Raw genomic sequence first — 15,020 nt, forward strand, 5'->3', positions numbered from 1 at the left:
TCGAACACCGGTTGAGGACGAGGACGAAGCTCTGGCGCCACTGCGCGCCGATGACGCTTGGGAAGTCACGATAGCGTTCGCTGAGCGCAGGGGTAGGCAGCATGGGTTGAATTTTCTGACAGATTAGTCAGCTTCTTGTAGGACGGCAACCGCCTAAGGTCAATGCGAGGGAAAAGGAGCGAAATTTTCGATTGGTCAAAATTACCCCTTAAGGGTAATTTTAAGGACAAGGCATACAGTTCTATGGAAAAGAGCACACCCCACTACGATCTGGCAGTCGTCAAGGCCGAAGTCCTCAGGCTGGGGAACAAGGTATTCACAATGAGCGCTCAGCAAGGCGCTCGAAGAATGTCGTTAAGCACTGCCCGGATGCTGCAAATCATGGCCTCGCTGGAGTACAGGATGTTGCACAAATCGATGACGACCTATGCCGATCATCGAATCTGGCAGGACGTTTATCACACCACATTTCAGGATCGGGAGATTTACATTAAGGTGACCTACCGCCCTGGCGGTGGGCATCCGGTAGTCTCCTTCAAGGAGAAAGACCAATGAAAACGCAGCAATGTGTCAACTGCGGTACTCAAGACGCCATGCAACACTTTGAGGGCCGCAGCTTTACCATCGACTACAAGCAGGTAGCACGGCAGGTGCACGACATGGCCGGATGGGAGTGCCGGGTCTGTGGTGAAATCGAATTTGATCACGACACCGACAGTGCGCAACGTTATTCCCAGGCGAGCGATCAGTTGCTCGAAGATTGTGCCCAGGCGATGGCGGCGGAGATGAAACGCATCCGCCGCAAACTGCACCTCACGCAAAAAGACGCGGTGAAACTGCTGTCTGGCGGCGGACACAACGCCTTTTCCCGTTACGAGCGTGGCGAAGTCGCCCCACCGCAACCACTGTTCATGCTGATGCGCCTGCTCGATCGTCATCCCCACCTGATGGCGGAAGTACTCGCACTGAGCGAGGGCACCGATTTGAAGCAGTTGTTGACTACCCGCCATCCGGAACAGGCAACCGTTCTGACACCCTGAATCCCAGGCAAAAATAAACCCGGACAAGTCCGGGTCTATTTCAATGCCTAAGGCCGGATCAATGCAGAATCTGGCTCAGGAACAGCTTGGTGCGGTCGTTCTGCGGGTTATCGAAGAAGTCGTTCGGCGCGGCCTGTTCGACGATTTCGCCCTTGTCCATGAAGATCACACGGTTGGCCACGGTGCGGGCAAAGCCCATTTCGTGGGTCACGCAGAGCATGGTCATGCCGTCTTCGGCCAGGCCGATCATGGTGTCCAGAACCTCTTTCACCATTTCCGGGTCGAGCGCTGAAGTCGGTTCATCGAACAGCATGATTTTCGGTTTCATGCACAGGGCACGGGCGATGGCCACACGCTGCTGCTGGCCGCCGGAGAGCTGGCCCGGGTATTTGTGCGCCTGCTCTGGAATGCGTACGCGCTCCAGGTAATGCATGGCGATTTCCTCGGCCTTGCGCTTGGGCATCTTGCGCACCCACATCGGCGCCAGGGTGCAGTTCTGCAGGATGGTCAAGTGCGGGAACAGGTTGAAGTGCTGGAACACCATGCCGACTTCACGGCGGATCGCTTCGATCTGCTTGAGGTCGTTGGTAAGTTCCACGCCATCGACCACGATGCGACCCTGCTGGTGTTCTTCCAGGCGGTTGAGGCAACGGATGGTGGTGGACTTGCCGGAACCCGACGGGCCGCACAGCACGATACGCTCGCCCTGCTGGACGTTCAGGTTGATGTCTTTCAACACGTGGAACTGGCCGTACCACTTGTTCACGCCCTGCATCTGAATAATGCCTTCAGGGCTCACAGGCTGTTTGATCGCTTCACTCATAAACTACGCTCCTAACGCTTGTGGCCAGTGTCCAGCTTGCGTTCCAAATGCATGGAATAGCGGGACATACCAAAACAGAAAATCCAGAACACCAGGGCGGCGAACACATAGCCTTCGGTGGCCATGCCCAGCCATTTCGGGTCGGCGGCAGCTTGTTTCACGCTGTTGAGCAGGTCGAACAGGCCGATGATGATCACCAGGCTGGTGTCCTTGAACAACGCGATGAAGGTGTTGACGATACCCGGGATCACCATCTTCAGGGCTTGCGGCAGAATCACCAGGCCCATGCTGCGCCAGTAGCCCAGGCCCATCGCCGCGGCCGCTTCGTACTGACCTTTGGGAATGGCTTGCAAGCCGCCACGCACCACTTCAGCCACGTAGGCCGACTGGAACAGGATCACGCCGATCAGTGCCCGCAGCAGCTTGTCGAAGTTCATGCCTTCAGGCAGGAAAAGCGGCAGCATCACCGAGGACATGAACAGCACCGTGATCAACGGCACGCCGCGCCAGAATTCGATGAAGGTCACGCAGACCACACGAATCGCCGGCATGTTCGAACGCCGCCCCAAAGCCAGCACGATGCCCAACGGCAAAGCCCCGGCGATACCGACGGTGGCGATCACCAGGGTCAGCATCAGGCCGCCCCATTGGCTGGTCGACACGGTGGCCAGACCGAACACACCACCGTGCAACAGGCACCAGGCGATGATCGGATACAGCACCAGGAAACTCAGGCCGTAGACCGCCTTGCGCGGGAAGCGCGAGATGAACAGCGGAGCCACACCAATGACCGCCAGCCACACGGTCAGGTCCACGCGCCAGCGCAGATCCGCCGGGTAGTAGCCGTACATGAACTGGCCAAAGCGCTGCTGGATGAACACCCAGCAGGCGCCCTCCTTGGTGCAGTCAGCCTGTGTGGTGCCGACCCAGTTGGCGTCGAGGATCGCCCAACTGATGATCGGTGGAACGACCAGGTAAATCAGGTAGAACGCAAACAACGTCAGCAAGGTGTTGAGCCAGCTGGAGAACATGTTCGCGCGCATCCACGCCACCACGCCGATGCTACTGCTCGGTGGGGGCATGTCAGGTTTGAAAGTATGGGATGTCATGCGCGTTTTTCCTCACCGCTCGATCAGCGCAATGCGCTTGTTGTACCAGTTCATCAGCAGGGAAATGCTGATACTGATCGCCAGGTACACGCTCATGGTGATCGCAATAACTTCGATCGCCTGCCCGGTCTGGTTCAGCACCGTACCGGCAAACAGCGAAACCATTTCCGGATAACCGATACCGGCCGCCAGCGAGGAGTTCTTCGCCAGGTTCAGGTATTGGCTGGTCAACGGCGGGATGATCACGCGCAGGGCTTGCGGGATGATCACCTTGCGCAGGGTCGGACCGTTACGCAGGCCCAGGGAATGGGCGGCTTCGGTCTGGCCGTGGCTGACCGACTTGATGCCCGAACGCACGATCTCGGCGATGAACGCCGCGGTGTACACCGTCAGTGCCAACGTCAATGCCAGCAATTCGGGAATCAGCACCCAGCCACCGACGAAGTTGAAGCCCTTGAGTTCCGGCATTTCCCAGTGCACAGGGGCTCCGAAGACCAGGGCGCACAGCGCCGGGATTACCAGGAACAGCGCCAGGCCCACCCAGAATTTATGGAACGGCTCACCCGTGGCTTCGAAACGCTTGTTGGCCCAGCGGGTCATCAGCACGATGGCGACGATGGCCAGCACGACGCTGATCACGAATGGCCAAAACCCGTCCGCCACCAGCGCGGCCGGCATGTTCAGGCCCCGGCTGCTGACAAAGAAGGTGTCGCCGAAGTTATGGGCGGCGCGGGGCCCCGGCATGGTGAGGAATACCGCGAAGTACCAGAACAGGATTTGCAGCAGTGGCGGGATATTACGGAAAACCTCCACATACACCGTTGCCACTTTGGCGATGATCCAGTTTTTCGACAGTCGGGCCACGCCGACAATGAAACCGAGAATCGTCGCCAGGATCACGCCGATGAACGTCACCAGCAGAGTGTTGAGCAACCCGATGACAAAGACGCGGGCATAGCTGTCCGCTTCGGTGTAGTCGATCAGGGTTTGAGCGATGCCGAACCCGGCACTGCGCTCCAGAAAGCTGAAGCCGGAGGTGATGCCCCGGTGCTCTAGGTTGGTTTGCGTGTTGTCGAACAGAAACCAGCCCAGTGAAACCACCGCCACAATGGTGACGATCTGAAATACCCAGGCACGCACGCGTGGATCGCTGAGGCTAAGCCTCTGCTTAGGTGCGCCGATTGAATTTTGCATGAAGTGCCCCGCAAAGAATGGAACAGAACATCACCCGGTGGTTGGCCCACCGGGTGATAGAACCATCAGCGCACTGGTGGTGCGTATTGAATGCCGCCGTTGGTCCACAGCGCGTTCAGGCCGCGATCGATTTCCAGCGGGGTGCCTTTGCCGAGGTTGCGCTCGAACACTTCACCGTAGTTACCGACTTGTTTGACGATCTGGACAACCCAGTCTTTGGGCAGCTTCAGGTCTTTACCATATTCACCGTCAGCGCCGAGCATACGGGCGACGTCCGGGTTCTTGGTGGATTTGGCTTCAGCTTCAACGTTCTTCGAAGTGATGCCGGCTTCTTCGGCGTTGAGCATGGCGTAGCCAGTCCAGCGCACAACGGCCAGCCACTCGTCATCGCCGTTACGCACGACCGGGCCCAGTGGTTCCTTGGAAATGGTTTCCGGCAGAACCACGTAGTCCTTCGGCGCGGCCAGCTTGCTGCGCTGGGCAAACAGCTGGGACTTGTCGGAGGTCAGCACGTCGCAACGACCGGATTCCAGCGACTTGGCGCTTTCATCGGAGGTGTCGAAGGTGATCGGGGTGTATTTGAGGCCGTTGCCACGGAAGTAGTCGGAGACGTTCAGCTCGGTAGTGGTACCGGCCTGGATGCAGATGGTTGCACCGTCCAGTTCCTTGGCGCTCTTGACGCCCAGCTTGTTGTTTACCAGGAAGCCGATGCCGTCGTAGTAGGTGATGAAGCCTGGAAATTTCAGGCCCATGCCCGCGTCACGGGAACTGGTCATGGTGGTGTTGCGCGAAAGGATGTCGATTTCGCCGGACTGCAGCGCGGTGAAGCGCTCCTTGGCGTTCAACTGGCTGAACTTCACCTTGGTCGCATCGCCAAACACAGCAGCCGCCACGGCACGGCAGAAGTCCGCGTCAATGCCGAGAATCTTGCCACTTGCATCGGGTACCGAGAAACCCGGCAAGCCATCACTCACACCACATTGCACAAAGCCTTTCTTCTGTACGGCATCCAGGGTTGCACCCGCCTGAGCGAACCCGCTGACGCCGAGCACTGCTGCTGCAGTCACGACGGCCAGGGTGGATTTCAGTAACTTCATTCAAACCTCCAGTTTTGCTCTTGTTGTGTCGGAGCTCGAGCCCTGTCGCACCCTTATGGGGCATTGCCGACCCTTGTTGGCTTTTTTTAGGGTCAACCGACGTCTGGACCTTCGCTATGAGTCTAGTAATGAGAATGCCCCTAAACAGGGCGCCTGCCTCATCTCTCACCAATCGGCCGAACGGGCTGTAGCCCTTCACGTTCGCGAAGCCCGTAGCGGCTATTGGCGAACATCCATCACCGGATTTCTGATATCCCATGCGGCGCGTCAAGCTGATAGTGTTACCGCGCAGCGTAAGAATCATCACTCAAGCTACCTCAAAGCAAACGCCGTACCACACCGCTGCGCTTGACCCTTATGAGACACGTCAAGACAAAAACTTTTAAGATTGCGACATCTAATTAACTGAGGCACCGGGCCCGCACTGTAATAACGCACTGAATGAGCGCGCCCGCACAGATTTGGAGCAGACCATGACCGACCCCTTGATTCTCGAGCCCAGCGGCACCGCCGACGCGTGCGTCATCTGGCTCCACGGCCTGGGCGCCGATCGTTACGACTTCCTGCCGGTGGCCGAAATGCTGCAGCAAAGCCTGCTCACGACACGTTTCGTTCTGCCTCAAGCGCCGACCCAGCCGGTGACCATCAACGGCGGCTACGCCATGCCGAGTTGGTACGATATCCGCGCCCTGAGCCCCGCGCGGGCCATCGACGAGCAACAGCTGGAAGTGTCGGCGCAGCGGGTCATCGACCTGATCGAAGCCCAGCGAGCCCTTGGAATAGACGCCTCGCGGATTTTCCTCGCAGGTTTTTCCCAAGGCGGCGCGGTGGTCTATCACACCGCGTTCGTGAAATGGCAGGGTCCATTGGGGGGCGTAGTCGCGCTGTCCACTTATGCACCGACTTTCAGCGAAGAACTGCAATTGTCGGCCAGCCAGCAGCGCATTCCGGTATTGGCGCTACACGGCCAGTACGACGAAGTGGTACTCAACCCCATGGGGCGGACCGCGAAAGAGTATTTGAAACAGCATGGTGTCACCGTGACATGGCAAGAATACCCAATGGGCCATGAAGTGTTACCCGAAGAGATTCGCGACATCGGCACCTGGCTGAGCGAGCGGTTGCGCTAAGCGGGCGTGAGGACATGTCAACCCCTTGACGATCACACTACGCCGCGCCCGTTTCTTGCATTACACTGGCCGGCGTACATTCCTTAACCAATCGATGAGATGACCGTGCTCAAAGCACTCAAGAAGATGTTCGGTAAAAGCGAGGCCGAGCAGCTCGTGCCTGGCCCCAGCGCACCTGCCCACAGCCCGAGTCGTGCCGAGGTGCAAAAAAAGCCGCGGCGGACAACGCCTGTTGCGAACACAGAAAAAGACGCGGCCACCGCGCCTGTCGCTCCCGCGCCGCAACAGCCACACAACGAAGCCCCCAAGCCACGCCGCGAGCGCGCCCCAAAACCGCCGGTCGTCGCCTGGAAGCTCGAGGATTTCGTCGTAGAACCCCAGGAAGGCAAGACCCGCTTCCATGATTTCAAACTCGCCCCTGAACTGATGCATGCCATCCAGGACCTGGGCTTCCCCTACTGCACGCCAATCCAGGCGCAGGTGCTGGGATTCACCCTCGCCGGTAAAGATGCCATCGGCCGCGCCCAGACCGGTACCGGCAAGACCGCCGCGTTCCTGATTTCCATCATTACCCAGTTGCTGCAGACCCCGCCGCCCAAAGAACGCTACATGGGCGAGCCACGGGCGCTGATCATCGCACCGACCCGCGAGTTGGTGGTGCAGATCGCCAAGGACGCCGCCGACCTGACCAAGTACACCGGACTGAACGTCATGACGTTCGTCGGCGGCATGGACTTCGACAAGCAGCTCAAGCACCTCGAAGCCCGTCACTGCGACATTCTGGTGGCAACACCGGGACGCCTGCTGGACTTCAACCAGCGCGGCGATGTGCACCTGGACATGGTCGAAGTGATGGTGCTGGACGAAGCCGACCGCATGCTCGACATGGGCTTCATCCCGCAAGTGCGCCAGATCATTCGCCAGACCCCACCGAAAAGCGAACGCCAGACCCTGCTGTTTTCCGCCACGTTCACCGAAGACGTGATGAACCTGGCCAAGCAATGGACCACCGACCCGTCCATCGTCGAGATCGAGGCGCTGAACGTCGCCAGCGAAAACGTCGAGCAGCACATCTACGCTGTGGCCGGCGCCGACAAGTACAAGCTGCTCTACAACCTGGTCAACGACAACGGTTGGGAGCGCGTGATGGTGTTCGCCAACCGCAAGGACGAAGTACGTCGTATCGAGGAGCGCCTGGTACGCGATGGCGTCAACGCCGCCCAGTTGTCGGGCGACGTGCCGCAACACAAGCGTATCAAGACGCTGGAAGGCTTTCGCGAAGGCAAGATCCGTGTGCTGGTGGCCACCGATGTGGCCGGGCGCGGGATTCATATCGACGGGATCAGCCACGTGATCAACTTCACCCTGCCGGAAGTGCCGGATGACTATGTGCACCGGATCGGGCGTACTGGGCGTGCAGGCGCCGCTGGCGTATCGATCAGCTTCGCCGGTGAGGATGACTCCTATCAGTTGCCGTCCATCGAAGCGTTGCTGGGGAAGAAGATCAATTGCGAAACCCCACCGACTCATCTGCTTCGGCCGGTTGAGCGCAAACGCCCTTAACCGTCGTCAGGAACCAGAAAGCGCAGCCGCCAACGCTGCGCTTTTTTTTTCGTCCGGGATATTGCCCAACAGAACTATAAGTCCATAATGGACAAATTAGTTTACACAAAGCACCCCGGAGTTCCTATGTCCAGCACGCCCTACGTGATGACCCAAGCCCAGGCCCGAGAGCTGCTCGGCCAAGTCGACGTACCGCAGATTTTACGCAAGCTGTTCCACGACCTTGCCGCCGGACAGGCCGTCCAACCGCCCCAGCAACTTGTGGCGTTTCCCCAAGGCGCCGGGGATTTCATCAACTACCTGGGCGTGCTGGCTGAAGAGCAGGTCTACGGGGTCAAGACCTCACCGTATATCGTGCGCGAGCAAGGTCCATTGGTGACCGCCTGGACTTTGCTGATGTCGATGCAGACCGGCCAGCCACTGCTGCTGTGCGATGCCGCCGAACTGACGACCGCCCGCACCGCAGCCACCACTGCCGTCGCCGTGGATGCCCTTGCCCCATTCCAGGCCCGGCGCTTGGCAGTCATCGGCAGCGGCGCAGTGGCAAGGGCCCACGTGCAATACGTCAAGGGTCTGCGGGATTGGCAAAGCATCAGCCTCTATTCGCCCAGCCTGCAGAATAAATCGGCGCAAGAGCGTGCTTCGCTCACCGAGCTGGATCCGCGCCTGCAAATCGCGGCCAGCCTTGAAGCGGCGCTGCACGACGCCGATGTGGTGATGCTCTGCACCTCGTCCGCCAAGGCAGTGCTCGACCCACAGACACTGAGCAAGCCAGCCCTGATTACCTCCATCAGCACCAATGCTCCGCGCGCCCACGAAGTGCCCCCCCAGAGCCTCAACGACATGGACGTGTTCTGTGACTATCGTCAGACCACCCCCGGTTCGGCCGGTGAAATGTTGATTGCCGCTGAACAGCACGGCTGGGACGCGTCACGCCTGGTTGGGGATTTGCCTGAACTGCTCAGCGAACACGTAGCGCGTCCCGGCTATGAGCGCCATGTGTTTTTCCGCTCCATCGGCCTGGGGCTGGAAGACGTTGCGCTGGCGAATGCGCTTTATCAGTTGCACAACTGACACAGCCAATTTCCCCAGAAGGTTTTACTAACTCCCGGCACCGCGCTCCACAGGAGAGATTCATGACCTCAGCAGACTTCATCATCATCGGCGGTGGCATCGCCGGTGCTTCCACCGGTTACTGGCTGGCCCCCCACGGTCGGGTCATTGTGCTCGAGCGCGAATCCCATCCGGGCTACCACTCCACAGGGCGCTCGGCGGCGCTGTACAGCGCGGCCTATGGCACGCCTCAGGTGCGGGCGCTGACCCAGGCCAGCCGTGACTTTTTCGACGCCCCACCGGCCGGTTTCTGCGAGCACCCGCTGCTCACCCCACGGGGCGAAATGACCGTGGATTTCACCGGCGACCCGGCCGAGCTGAACAACCAGTACCTCAGCGCCAAGGCCACGGTGCCGCAGATGCAGCTACTCAGCGCCGAAGAAGCCTGTGTGCGACTGCCGATCCTGCGACGGGACAAGGTGCATGGTGCAATCTACGACCCCACCGCCTGTGACATCGACACCGATGCGCTGCACCAAGGCTACCTGCGCGGTATCCGCCGTAACGGCGGTCAGGTGCACACCGACACCGAAGTGCTGGGCCTGAGCCGCGACGATCAGGGGATGTGGCAGGTAGAAACCGCTGGCCAGACCTTCAGCGCTCCGGTGCTGATCAACGCGGCCGGCGCCTGGGCCGATCACATTGCCGAAATGGCCGGCGCGCGCAAGCTGGGCCTGCAACCCAAGCGGCGGGCGGCATTCATTTTTGCCGGCCCCGAGGGCGTGGACATTCATGACTGGCCGATGCTGGTGAGCCTCGACGAGTCGTTCTATATGAAGCCCGACGCCGGCATGTTCCTCGGCTCGCCGGCAAATGCCGATCCGGTGGAACCTCACGACGTGCAGCCTGAAGAACTGGACATTGCCATGGGCATCTACCAGATCGAAGAAGCCACCACCCTGACCATCCGCCGTCCGACCCGCACCTGGGCCGGGTTGCGCAGTTTCGTCCCCGACGGCGACCTCTTGTCCGGTTTCGATCCCCAGGTACCGGGGTTGTTCTGGGTCGCGGCCCAGGGCGGCTACGGCATCCAGACGTCCCCGGCCATGGGTCAGGCCAGCGCGGCCCTGGTGCGCGGTGAGCCATTGCCCGAGACCTTGACCCGTTTCGGCCTGAGCACCACCCAGCTGTCGCCGGCACGCCTGGCTTGAACCCACCCAGGTGACGCATCGCCACGATTGCGGCACACTCCTGCGCGCCCCTGCTTCACGGGGCGCTGACGCTGCCCGGAGCCCTGTCATGAATGCCCCGCAACCTGATCCGACACTGGATAATTTCCGCACCATCGCCGACGCCATCGCCACGCTGTTCTACCCTCACGCCGAAGTGGTGCTGCACGACCTGCGTACGCAGAAAGTCGACTACATCGCCAACAACCTGTCCAAGCGCGTGATAGGGGATGACTCGTCCCTGGAGGACATGCTCAGCGAAGAGATCAGCGAACGGAACATCGGCCCATACGAAAAACTCAATTGGGACGGGCAGAAAATCCGCAGCCTCAGCAGCGTCCTACGCGATGCAGGGGGGCGCCCGCTGGCGGTGCTGTGCATCAATCTGAATATTTCGCTGTTCGAGAATGCCAAGGCCGCGCTGGACCTGTTCCTGTCGCCGGGCAAGTTGATCCCCCAACCGGACTCACTGTTTCGCGATGACTGGCAGGAACGGATCAACACCTTCCTCCACGCCTGGATGCGCGAGCGTCAGTTGAGCCTGAACCTGCTGACCCGCGACCATAAACGCGAACTGGTGCTGGCGCTGCATGCCGAAGGCGCGTTCAAGGGCAAGAGCGCGTCCAACTATGTGGCGAATGTGCTGAACATGGGACGAGCGACGGTTTACAAGCATTTGAAGGAGTTGAAGGGCTGAGGTTTTTGTTGCCTGGCCTGGCCTCATCGCGAGCAGGCTCGCTCCCACAGGGGGTCTGTGTCGAACACGCTATTTGTGTTCAATGAGATCCAATGTGGGAGCGAGCCTGCTCGCGATAACGATCAATCAGTCGCCATAGATATCCGACTTGAAATACTTGGCCTGAATCTTCTGATACTCCCCACTGGCCCGAATCCCGTCGATGGCCTTGTTCAAGTCCGACACCAATTGGGTATTGCCCTTGCGCACCGCGATACCCGCGCCTTCACCGACGTATTTCGGGTCCTTGAGCTCCGGCCCGACAAACGCGTAGCCCTTGCCCCGGGGCATCGACAGAAAATCCTCCAGCGGGATGGTGTCAGCGAATATCGCGTCCAGTCGACCGGACGCCAGGTCCATGTAGATTTCTTCGTTGTTGCTGTAGCGCTTGACTGTCACGCCCTTGGGTTCGAAGACCTCCGTAGCGAAGCGGTCGGTGGTGGTCGCCCGTTGCACACCCACGGTCTTGCCTTTGAGACTGGCGTACTGATCATCGACCACCGCGCCCTCCTTCATGACCAGCCGCGACGAGGTGAAGTAGTACTTGTGAGTAAAATCCACCGACTTCTTGCGCTCTTCGGTGATGGTCATGGACGACAGCGCCATGTCGATTTTCTTCACCTTGAGCGACGGAATCAGCCCGTCAAACTCACTTTCGATCCACTGGCACTTGACCTTCATCTGCGCGCACAGCGCATTGCCAATGTCATAGTCAAATCCCTCGATCTTTCCTTCGGAGGTCTTGGAAGCAAACGGCGGATACGCCGCTTCGATGCCGATACGCAAAGTCTTCTCGGCGGCGAACAGACTGCTGGAGGCCAGCAGGCTCAAGGCCAGGCCGGTGATGAGGGGGAGCTTTTTCATGATCGATCTCTCGCGGGTTTGTTGTTGGTTTTGGCAGAGAAAGGTGAAGCGACGGATTTTATGTACTTATAAATCCATACTGGACTTTAATGTACATATCGTCAATTGGGGCAACCGCGAAAAGTGATGGGAGGCTTATGGCCTCATCGCGAGCAGGCTCGCTCCCACAGGAGGCCTGCGTCGAACACGAATACTGTGTACAACCTGGATCCCTTGTGGGAGCGAGCCTGCTCGCGATAGCGGTTGGCAGGCAATGAATCAGCAACAGGCTATCTACCGCTTCCAGCGATCCGCCGCCGCATGATCACTGTCACGCCCTTCGACCCAGCGCGGGCCATCGGCGGTGTTTTCTTTTTTCCAGAACGGCGCACGGGTCTTGAGGTAGTCCATTACAAAGGCGCAGGCGTCGAATGCCGCCTGACGATGGGCACTGGCGGCCGCCACGAAGACAATCGGTTCGCCCGGCTCCAGGGCACCGATGCGATGCAGGACCTCCAGCTTGAGCAACGGCCAGCGCTGCTCGGCCTCGGCGGCGATCTTGCCCAAGGCTTTTTCAGTCATGCCCGGGTAGTGCTCCAGGAACATCCCGGACACATCGAGGCCGTCATTGAAGTCACGCACGTAGCCGACAAAACTCACCACCGCCCCCACGCCGACATTGGCCGCGTGCATCGCGTTGACTTCGGCGCCCGGGTCGAACGGATCGGCTTGCACCCGAATCGCCATGGCTCAGCCTCCGGTCACGGTGGGAAAGAATGCCACTTCGTCACCATCGACCAGCGGCTCGTCGAGCTGGCACAGGTCTTCGTTGCGGGCGCACATCAGGTTTTGTTCTTTCAAGACATCGAAACCTTCACGCGCGGCCAACAGTATCCGCACGTCGTCCACCGTGGAGAAATCGCCCTCGACCTTCTGCGAATCAACGCCCAACGCTTCGCGATAACGCGCAAAGAACTTCACGGTAATTTTCATGGTGCATCCGCCTGGAAGTGGCCGCTCTTGCCGCCGAGTTTCTCCAGCACCCGCACGCCTTCAATGGTCATGCCCCGATCCACGGCCTTGCACATGTCGTAGATGGTCAGCGCAGCAACACTGGCGGCGGTGAGGGCTTCCATCTCCACGCCGGTCTGCCCCGACAGTTTGCAACGGGCAACGATGCGCACCCGGTCCTCGCCTTCGGCATTGAGCTCGACCTTGACGCTGGTGAGCATCAGCGGATGGCAGAGCGGAATCAGGTCACTGGTTTTTTTCGCCGCCTGAATGCCGGCAATGCGCGCAACGGCGAACACATCGCCTTTGGGATGACCACCGCTGACGATCATCTGCAGTGTTTCGGGCAGCATGCGCACAAAGGCTTCGGCCGTGGCTTCACGGAACGTCACGGCCTTGTCGGTCACATCGACCATGTTGGCGCGACCTTGGGAATCGAGATGAGTCAGCACAGGGTTACTCCTGATCGGGAGCATCGATTGTAAACCTGTGAGTCAGATTCCGGCAGGCCTGATTGTCGCACCTGTGGCGAGCGCAATTGCCCAATCACCGCAAATCCTCCTGTGGGAGCGGGCTTGCTCGCGAAGGCGGTGTATCAGATAAAAATAGGTGGCTGATGCACCGCTATCGCGAGCCTGCTCGCTCCCACAGGGGTTTTCGTACAGTCATAAAAAAACCGGGCGACCTTGAGGTCGCCCGGTTCTGATGGTCAGTTACAGGTGAGATTCGGCGTATTCGGCCAGGATCGAGCGCGGTACACCCTGCAGGGTGATGTGGACCCCGTTGGGGAAGTCTTTGAAGCGTTCGGTCAGGTAGGTCAGCCCGGAACTGGTCGCGGACAGGTAAGGGGTGTCGATCTGTGCCAGGTTGCCCAGGCACACCACTTTGGAACCGGCGCCGGCACGGGTGATGATGGTTTTCATCTGGTGCGGGGTGAGGTTCTGGCATTCGTCGATCAGGATCAGGCTCTGCTGGAAGCTGCGGCCGCGAATGTAGTTGAGGGATTTGAACTGCAACGGCACCTTGCTGAGGATGTAGTCGACGCTGCCATGAGTGCTTTCGTCATCCATGTGCAAGGCTTCAAGGTTATCGGTGATGGCGCCCAGCCAAGGCTCCATTTTTTCCGCTTCGGTGCCGGGCAAAAAGCCGATTTCCTGGTCCAGGCCCTGCACGCTACGGGTGGCGATGATGCGCCGGTAGCGCTTGCTGACCATGGTCTGTTCGATGGCGGCGGCCAGGGCCAGGATGGTCTTGCCCGAACCGGCGGCGCCGGACAGGTTGACCAGGTGGATATCCGGGTCGAGCAAGGCGAACAAGGCCAGGCTCTGGTAGATATCCCGCGGCTTGAGGCCCCAGGCCTCCTGATGCAGCAGGGGTTCCTGGTGCAGATCGAGAATCAGCAGCTTGTCGACCTGGATTTCCTTGATCCAGCCGACGAAACCCTGTTCGTCGATGATGAACTCATTGATGTGCACCGCCGGCAGATTGTCGATCAACTGCACCTGGTGCCAGGTGCGACCATGGTCCTGACGGGTCTCGACCTTGCTCACCCGGTCCCAGAAGGAGCCGGTCATGGTGTGATAGCCGTTGGGCAGCAGTGATACGTCGTCGACCAATTGGTCGGTGCTGTAGTCCTCCGCCGCGATCCCGCAGGCGCGGGCCTTGAGGCGCATGTTGATGTCTTTGGTCACCAGCACCACGGCCTGATCCTGGTTGCGCGCGTGCAGGTCGATCAACTGGTTGATGATGATGTTGTCGTTCAGGTGTTCGGGCAGCACCAGGTTGGGTTCGGTGCGCTTGCTCATCAGGATCGAGAGCAGGCCTTTGGGACCACTTTTGCCACGCTGGATCGGCACACCCAGTTCAACGTCCTCGGGCGACGCGTCTCCCAGGGTCTTGTCGATCAGGCGGATCGCCTGCCGGCATTCGGCGGCGACGCTGTGATGCCCGCTCTTGAGCTTGTCCAGCTCCTCGAGCACGGTCATCGGGATGGCAACATGGTGTTCTTCGAAGTTCAGGAGTGCGTTTGGATCGTGGATCAATACGTTGGTATCGAGTACATAGAGGATTGGCTGGTTGGAGGAAGGGCTACGTCCGTGGTCATCCATACTCGGTCACCTTTGTGGGGGCCATTCGACGCAATACCGTGACAGTGCTGCGCCTCGAAGTAGCCACCGAATTCACCCGCAAGG

The 15,020-nt window shown here is 59.6% G+C and carries 16 protein-coding genes; 7 read left to right on the forward strand and 9 right to left on the reverse strand.

Annotated elements, in window-relative coordinates; translation table 11 throughout:
• The first annotated feature begins 243 nt into the window (after positions 1-243).
• Together GKKCFE_RS20655 and GKKCFE_RS20660 are read left to right on the forward strand one after the other, a co-directional pair.
• Entirely contained in the window at positions 244-555 is a 312-nt protein-coding gene (locus tag GKKCFE_RS20655) for a type II toxin-antitoxin system MqsR family toxin (protein WP_139049206.1), read from the forward strand.
• Positions 552-1,040 (forward strand): type II toxin-antitoxin system MqsA family antitoxin, encoded by a 489-nt coding sequence (locus tag GKKCFE_RS20660; RefSeq protein ID WP_139049205.1) that lies wholly within the window; start codon positions 552-554, stop codon positions 1,038-1,040. The genes GKKCFE_RS20655 and GKKCFE_RS20660 overlap by 4 nt, the downstream gene beginning before the upstream one ends.
• A 58-nt stretch (positions 1,041-1,098) precedes the next feature.
• Here the strand turns inward: GKKCFE_RS20660 and GKKCFE_RS20665 are convergent, their stop codons facing one another.
• The 4 genes from GKKCFE_RS20665 to GKKCFE_RS20680 all read right to left on the reverse strand — a co-directional run bounded on the left by GKKCFE_RS20665 (position 1,099) and on the right by GKKCFE_RS20680 (position 5,263).
• Complete coding sequence (locus GKKCFE_RS20665; protein WP_047228862.1) at positions 1,099-1,863, reverse strand: amino acid ABC transporter ATP-binding protein; 765 nt, start codon at positions 1,861-1,863, stop codon at positions 1,099-1,101.
• Between the two features lie 11 nt (positions 1,864-1,874).
• Entirely contained in the window at positions 1,875-2,972 is a 1,098-nt protein-coding gene (locus tag GKKCFE_RS20670) for an amino acid ABC transporter permease (protein WP_139049204.1), read from the reverse strand.
• A gap of 12 nt (positions 2,973-2,984) precedes the next feature.
• Complete coding sequence (locus GKKCFE_RS20675) at positions 2,985-4,166, reverse strand: amino acid ABC transporter permease (RefSeq protein WP_047228860.1); 1,182 nt, start codon at positions 4,164-4,166, stop codon at positions 2,985-2,987.
• Between the two features lie 65 nt (positions 4,167-4,231).
• The gene (locus GKKCFE_RS20680) at positions 4,232-5,263 is read right to left on the reverse strand and encodes an amino acid ABC transporter substrate-binding protein (RefSeq protein ID WP_047228859.1); all 1,032 of its coding nucleotides are present in this window, start codon (positions 5,261-5,263) and stop codon (positions 4,232-4,234) included.
• Positions 5,264-5,736: 473 nt separating this feature from the next.
• On the opposite strand from GKKCFE_RS20680, the gene GKKCFE_RS20685 reads away from it, so the two are divergent.
• From GKKCFE_RS20685 to GKKCFE_RS20705, 5 genes are all read left to right on the forward strand, one after another.
• On the forward strand, positions 5,737-6,393 hold the full coding sequence (locus GKKCFE_RS20685) for an alpha/beta hydrolase (RefSeq protein WP_047228858.1): 657 nt from the start codon (positions 5,737-5,739) through the stop codon (positions 6,391-6,393).
• 99 nt (positions 6,394-6,492) lie between these two features.
• Positions 6,493-7,956, forward strand: a complete 1,464-nt coding sequence (rhlB, locus tag GKKCFE_RS20690; protein ID WP_047228857.1) for an ATP-dependent RNA helicase RhlB — start codon at positions 6,493-6,495, stop codon at positions 7,954-7,956.
• Between the two features lie 126 nt (positions 7,957-8,082).
• A complete protein-coding gene (locus GKKCFE_RS20695; protein ID WP_047228856.1) occupies positions 8,083-9,030 on the forward strand; it encodes an ornithine cyclodeaminase family protein in 948 nt (315 codons plus the stop codon).
• A 62-nt stretch (positions 9,031-9,092) separates the two neighbouring features.
• Positions 9,093-10,220 carry an NAD(P)/FAD-dependent oxidoreductase gene (locus tag GKKCFE_RS20700; protein ID WP_107321919.1) on the forward strand — a complete coding sequence of 376 codons (1,128 nt, stop codon included), beginning with the start codon at positions 9,093-9,095 and terminating at the stop codon, positions 10,218-10,220.
• Between the two features lie 88 nt (positions 10,221-10,308).
• Positions 10,309-10,935 (forward strand): helix-turn-helix transcriptional regulator, encoded by a 627-nt coding sequence (locus tag GKKCFE_RS20705; RefSeq protein WP_076383627.1) that lies wholly within the window; start codon positions 10,309-10,311, stop codon positions 10,933-10,935.
• 126 nt (positions 10,936-11,061) lie between these two features.
• Here the strand turns inward: GKKCFE_RS20705 and GKKCFE_RS20710 are convergent, their stop codons facing one another.
• The 5 genes from GKKCFE_RS20710 to GKKCFE_RS20730 all read right to left on the reverse strand — a co-directional run bounded on the left by GKKCFE_RS20710 (position 11,062) and on the right by GKKCFE_RS20730 (position 14,936).
• Positions 11,062-11,838, reverse strand: a complete 777-nt coding sequence (locus tag GKKCFE_RS20710; protein WP_047228853.1) for an ABC transporter substrate-binding protein — start codon at positions 11,836-11,838, stop codon at positions 11,062-11,064.
• A 273-nt stretch (positions 11,839-12,111) separates the two neighbouring features.
• Complete coding sequence (moaE, locus tag GKKCFE_RS20715; protein ID WP_047228852.1) at positions 12,112-12,564, reverse strand: molybdopterin synthase catalytic subunit MoaE; 453 nt, start codon at positions 12,562-12,564, stop codon at positions 12,112-12,114.
• Between the two features lie 3 nt (positions 12,565-12,567).
• Positions 12,568-12,810: a MoaD/ThiS family protein gene (locus tag GKKCFE_RS20720; RefSeq protein WP_047228851.1), complete on the reverse strand. Its 243-nt coding sequence runs from the start codon at positions 12,808-12,810 to the stop codon at positions 12,568-12,570.
• Positions 12,807-13,280 carry a cyclic pyranopterin monophosphate synthase MoaC gene (gene moaC, locus GKKCFE_RS20725; RefSeq protein WP_076383624.1) on the reverse strand — a complete coding sequence of 158 codons (474 nt, stop codon included), beginning with the start codon at positions 13,278-13,280 and terminating at the stop codon, positions 12,807-12,809. The genes GKKCFE_RS20720 and moaC overlap by 4 nt, the downstream gene beginning before the upstream one ends.
• 261 nt (positions 13,281-13,541) lie before the next feature.
• The gene (locus tag GKKCFE_RS20730) at positions 13,542-14,936 is read right to left on the reverse strand and encodes a PhoH family protein (RefSeq protein ID WP_047228849.1); all 1,395 of its coding nucleotides are present in this window, start codon (positions 14,934-14,936) and stop codon (positions 13,542-13,544) included.
• Between the last annotated feature and the right edge of the window lie 84 nt (positions 14,937-15,020).

The sequence above is a fragment of the Pseudomonas sp. E141 genome (assembly GCF_052659885.1).

Bases quoted from the DNA above. Each gene is read 5' to 3' on its own strand.
- GKKCFE_RS20655 (WP_139049206.1), top strand. From the start codon at position 244: ATGGAAAAGAGCACACCCCACTACGATCTGGCAGTCGTCAAGGCCGAA.
- GKKCFE_RS20660 (WP_139049205.1), top strand. From the start codon at position 552: ATGAAAACGCAGCAATGTGTCAACTGCGGTACTCAAGACGCCATGCAA.
- GKKCFE_RS20665 (WP_047228862.1), bottom strand. From the start codon at position 1,863: ATGAGTGAAGCGATCAAACAGCCTGTGAGCCCTGAAGGCATTATTCAG.
- GKKCFE_RS20670 (WP_139049204.1), bottom strand. From the start codon at position 2,972: ATGACATCCCATACTTTCAAACCTGACATGCCCCCACCGAGCAGTAGC.
- GKKCFE_RS20675 (WP_047228860.1), bottom strand. From the start codon at position 4,166: ATGCAAAATTCAATCGGCGCACCTAAGCAGAGGCTTAGCCTCAGCGAT.
- GKKCFE_RS20680 (WP_047228859.1), bottom strand. From the start codon at position 5,263: ATGAAGTTACTGAAATCCACCCTGGCCGTCGTGACTGCAGCAGCAGTG.
- GKKCFE_RS20685 (WP_047228858.1), top strand. From the start codon at position 5,737: ATGACCGACCCCTTGATTCTCGAGCCCAGCGGCACCGCCGACGCGTGC.
- rhlB (WP_047228857.1), top strand. From the start codon at position 6,493: ATGACCGTGCTCAAAGCACTCAAGAAGATGTTCGGTAAAAGCGAGGCC.
- GKKCFE_RS20695 (WP_047228856.1), top strand. From the start codon at position 8,083: ATGTCCAGCACGCCCTACGTGATGACCCAAGCCCAGGCCCGAGAGCTG.
- GKKCFE_RS20700 (WP_107321919.1), top strand. From the start codon at position 9,093: ATGACCTCAGCAGACTTCATCATCATCGGCGGTGGCATCGCCGGTGCT.
- GKKCFE_RS20705 (WP_076383627.1), top strand. From the start codon at position 10,309: ATGAATGCCCCGCAACCTGATCCGACACTGGATAATTTCCGCACCATC.
- GKKCFE_RS20710 (WP_047228853.1), bottom strand. From the start codon at position 11,838: ATGAAAAAGCTCCCCCTCATCACCGGCCTGGCCTTGAGCCTGCTGGCC.
- moaE (WP_047228852.1), bottom strand. From the start codon at position 12,564: ATGGCGATTCGGGTGCAAGCCGATCCGTTCGACCCGGGCGCCGAAGTC.
- GKKCFE_RS20720 (WP_047228851.1), bottom strand. From the start codon at position 12,810: ATGAAAATTACCGTGAAGTTCTTTGCGCGTTATCGCGAAGCGTTGGGC.
- GKKCFE_RS20730 (WP_047228849.1), bottom strand. From the start codon at position 14,936: ATGGATGACCACGGACGTAGCCCTTCCTCCAACCAGCCAATCCTCTAT.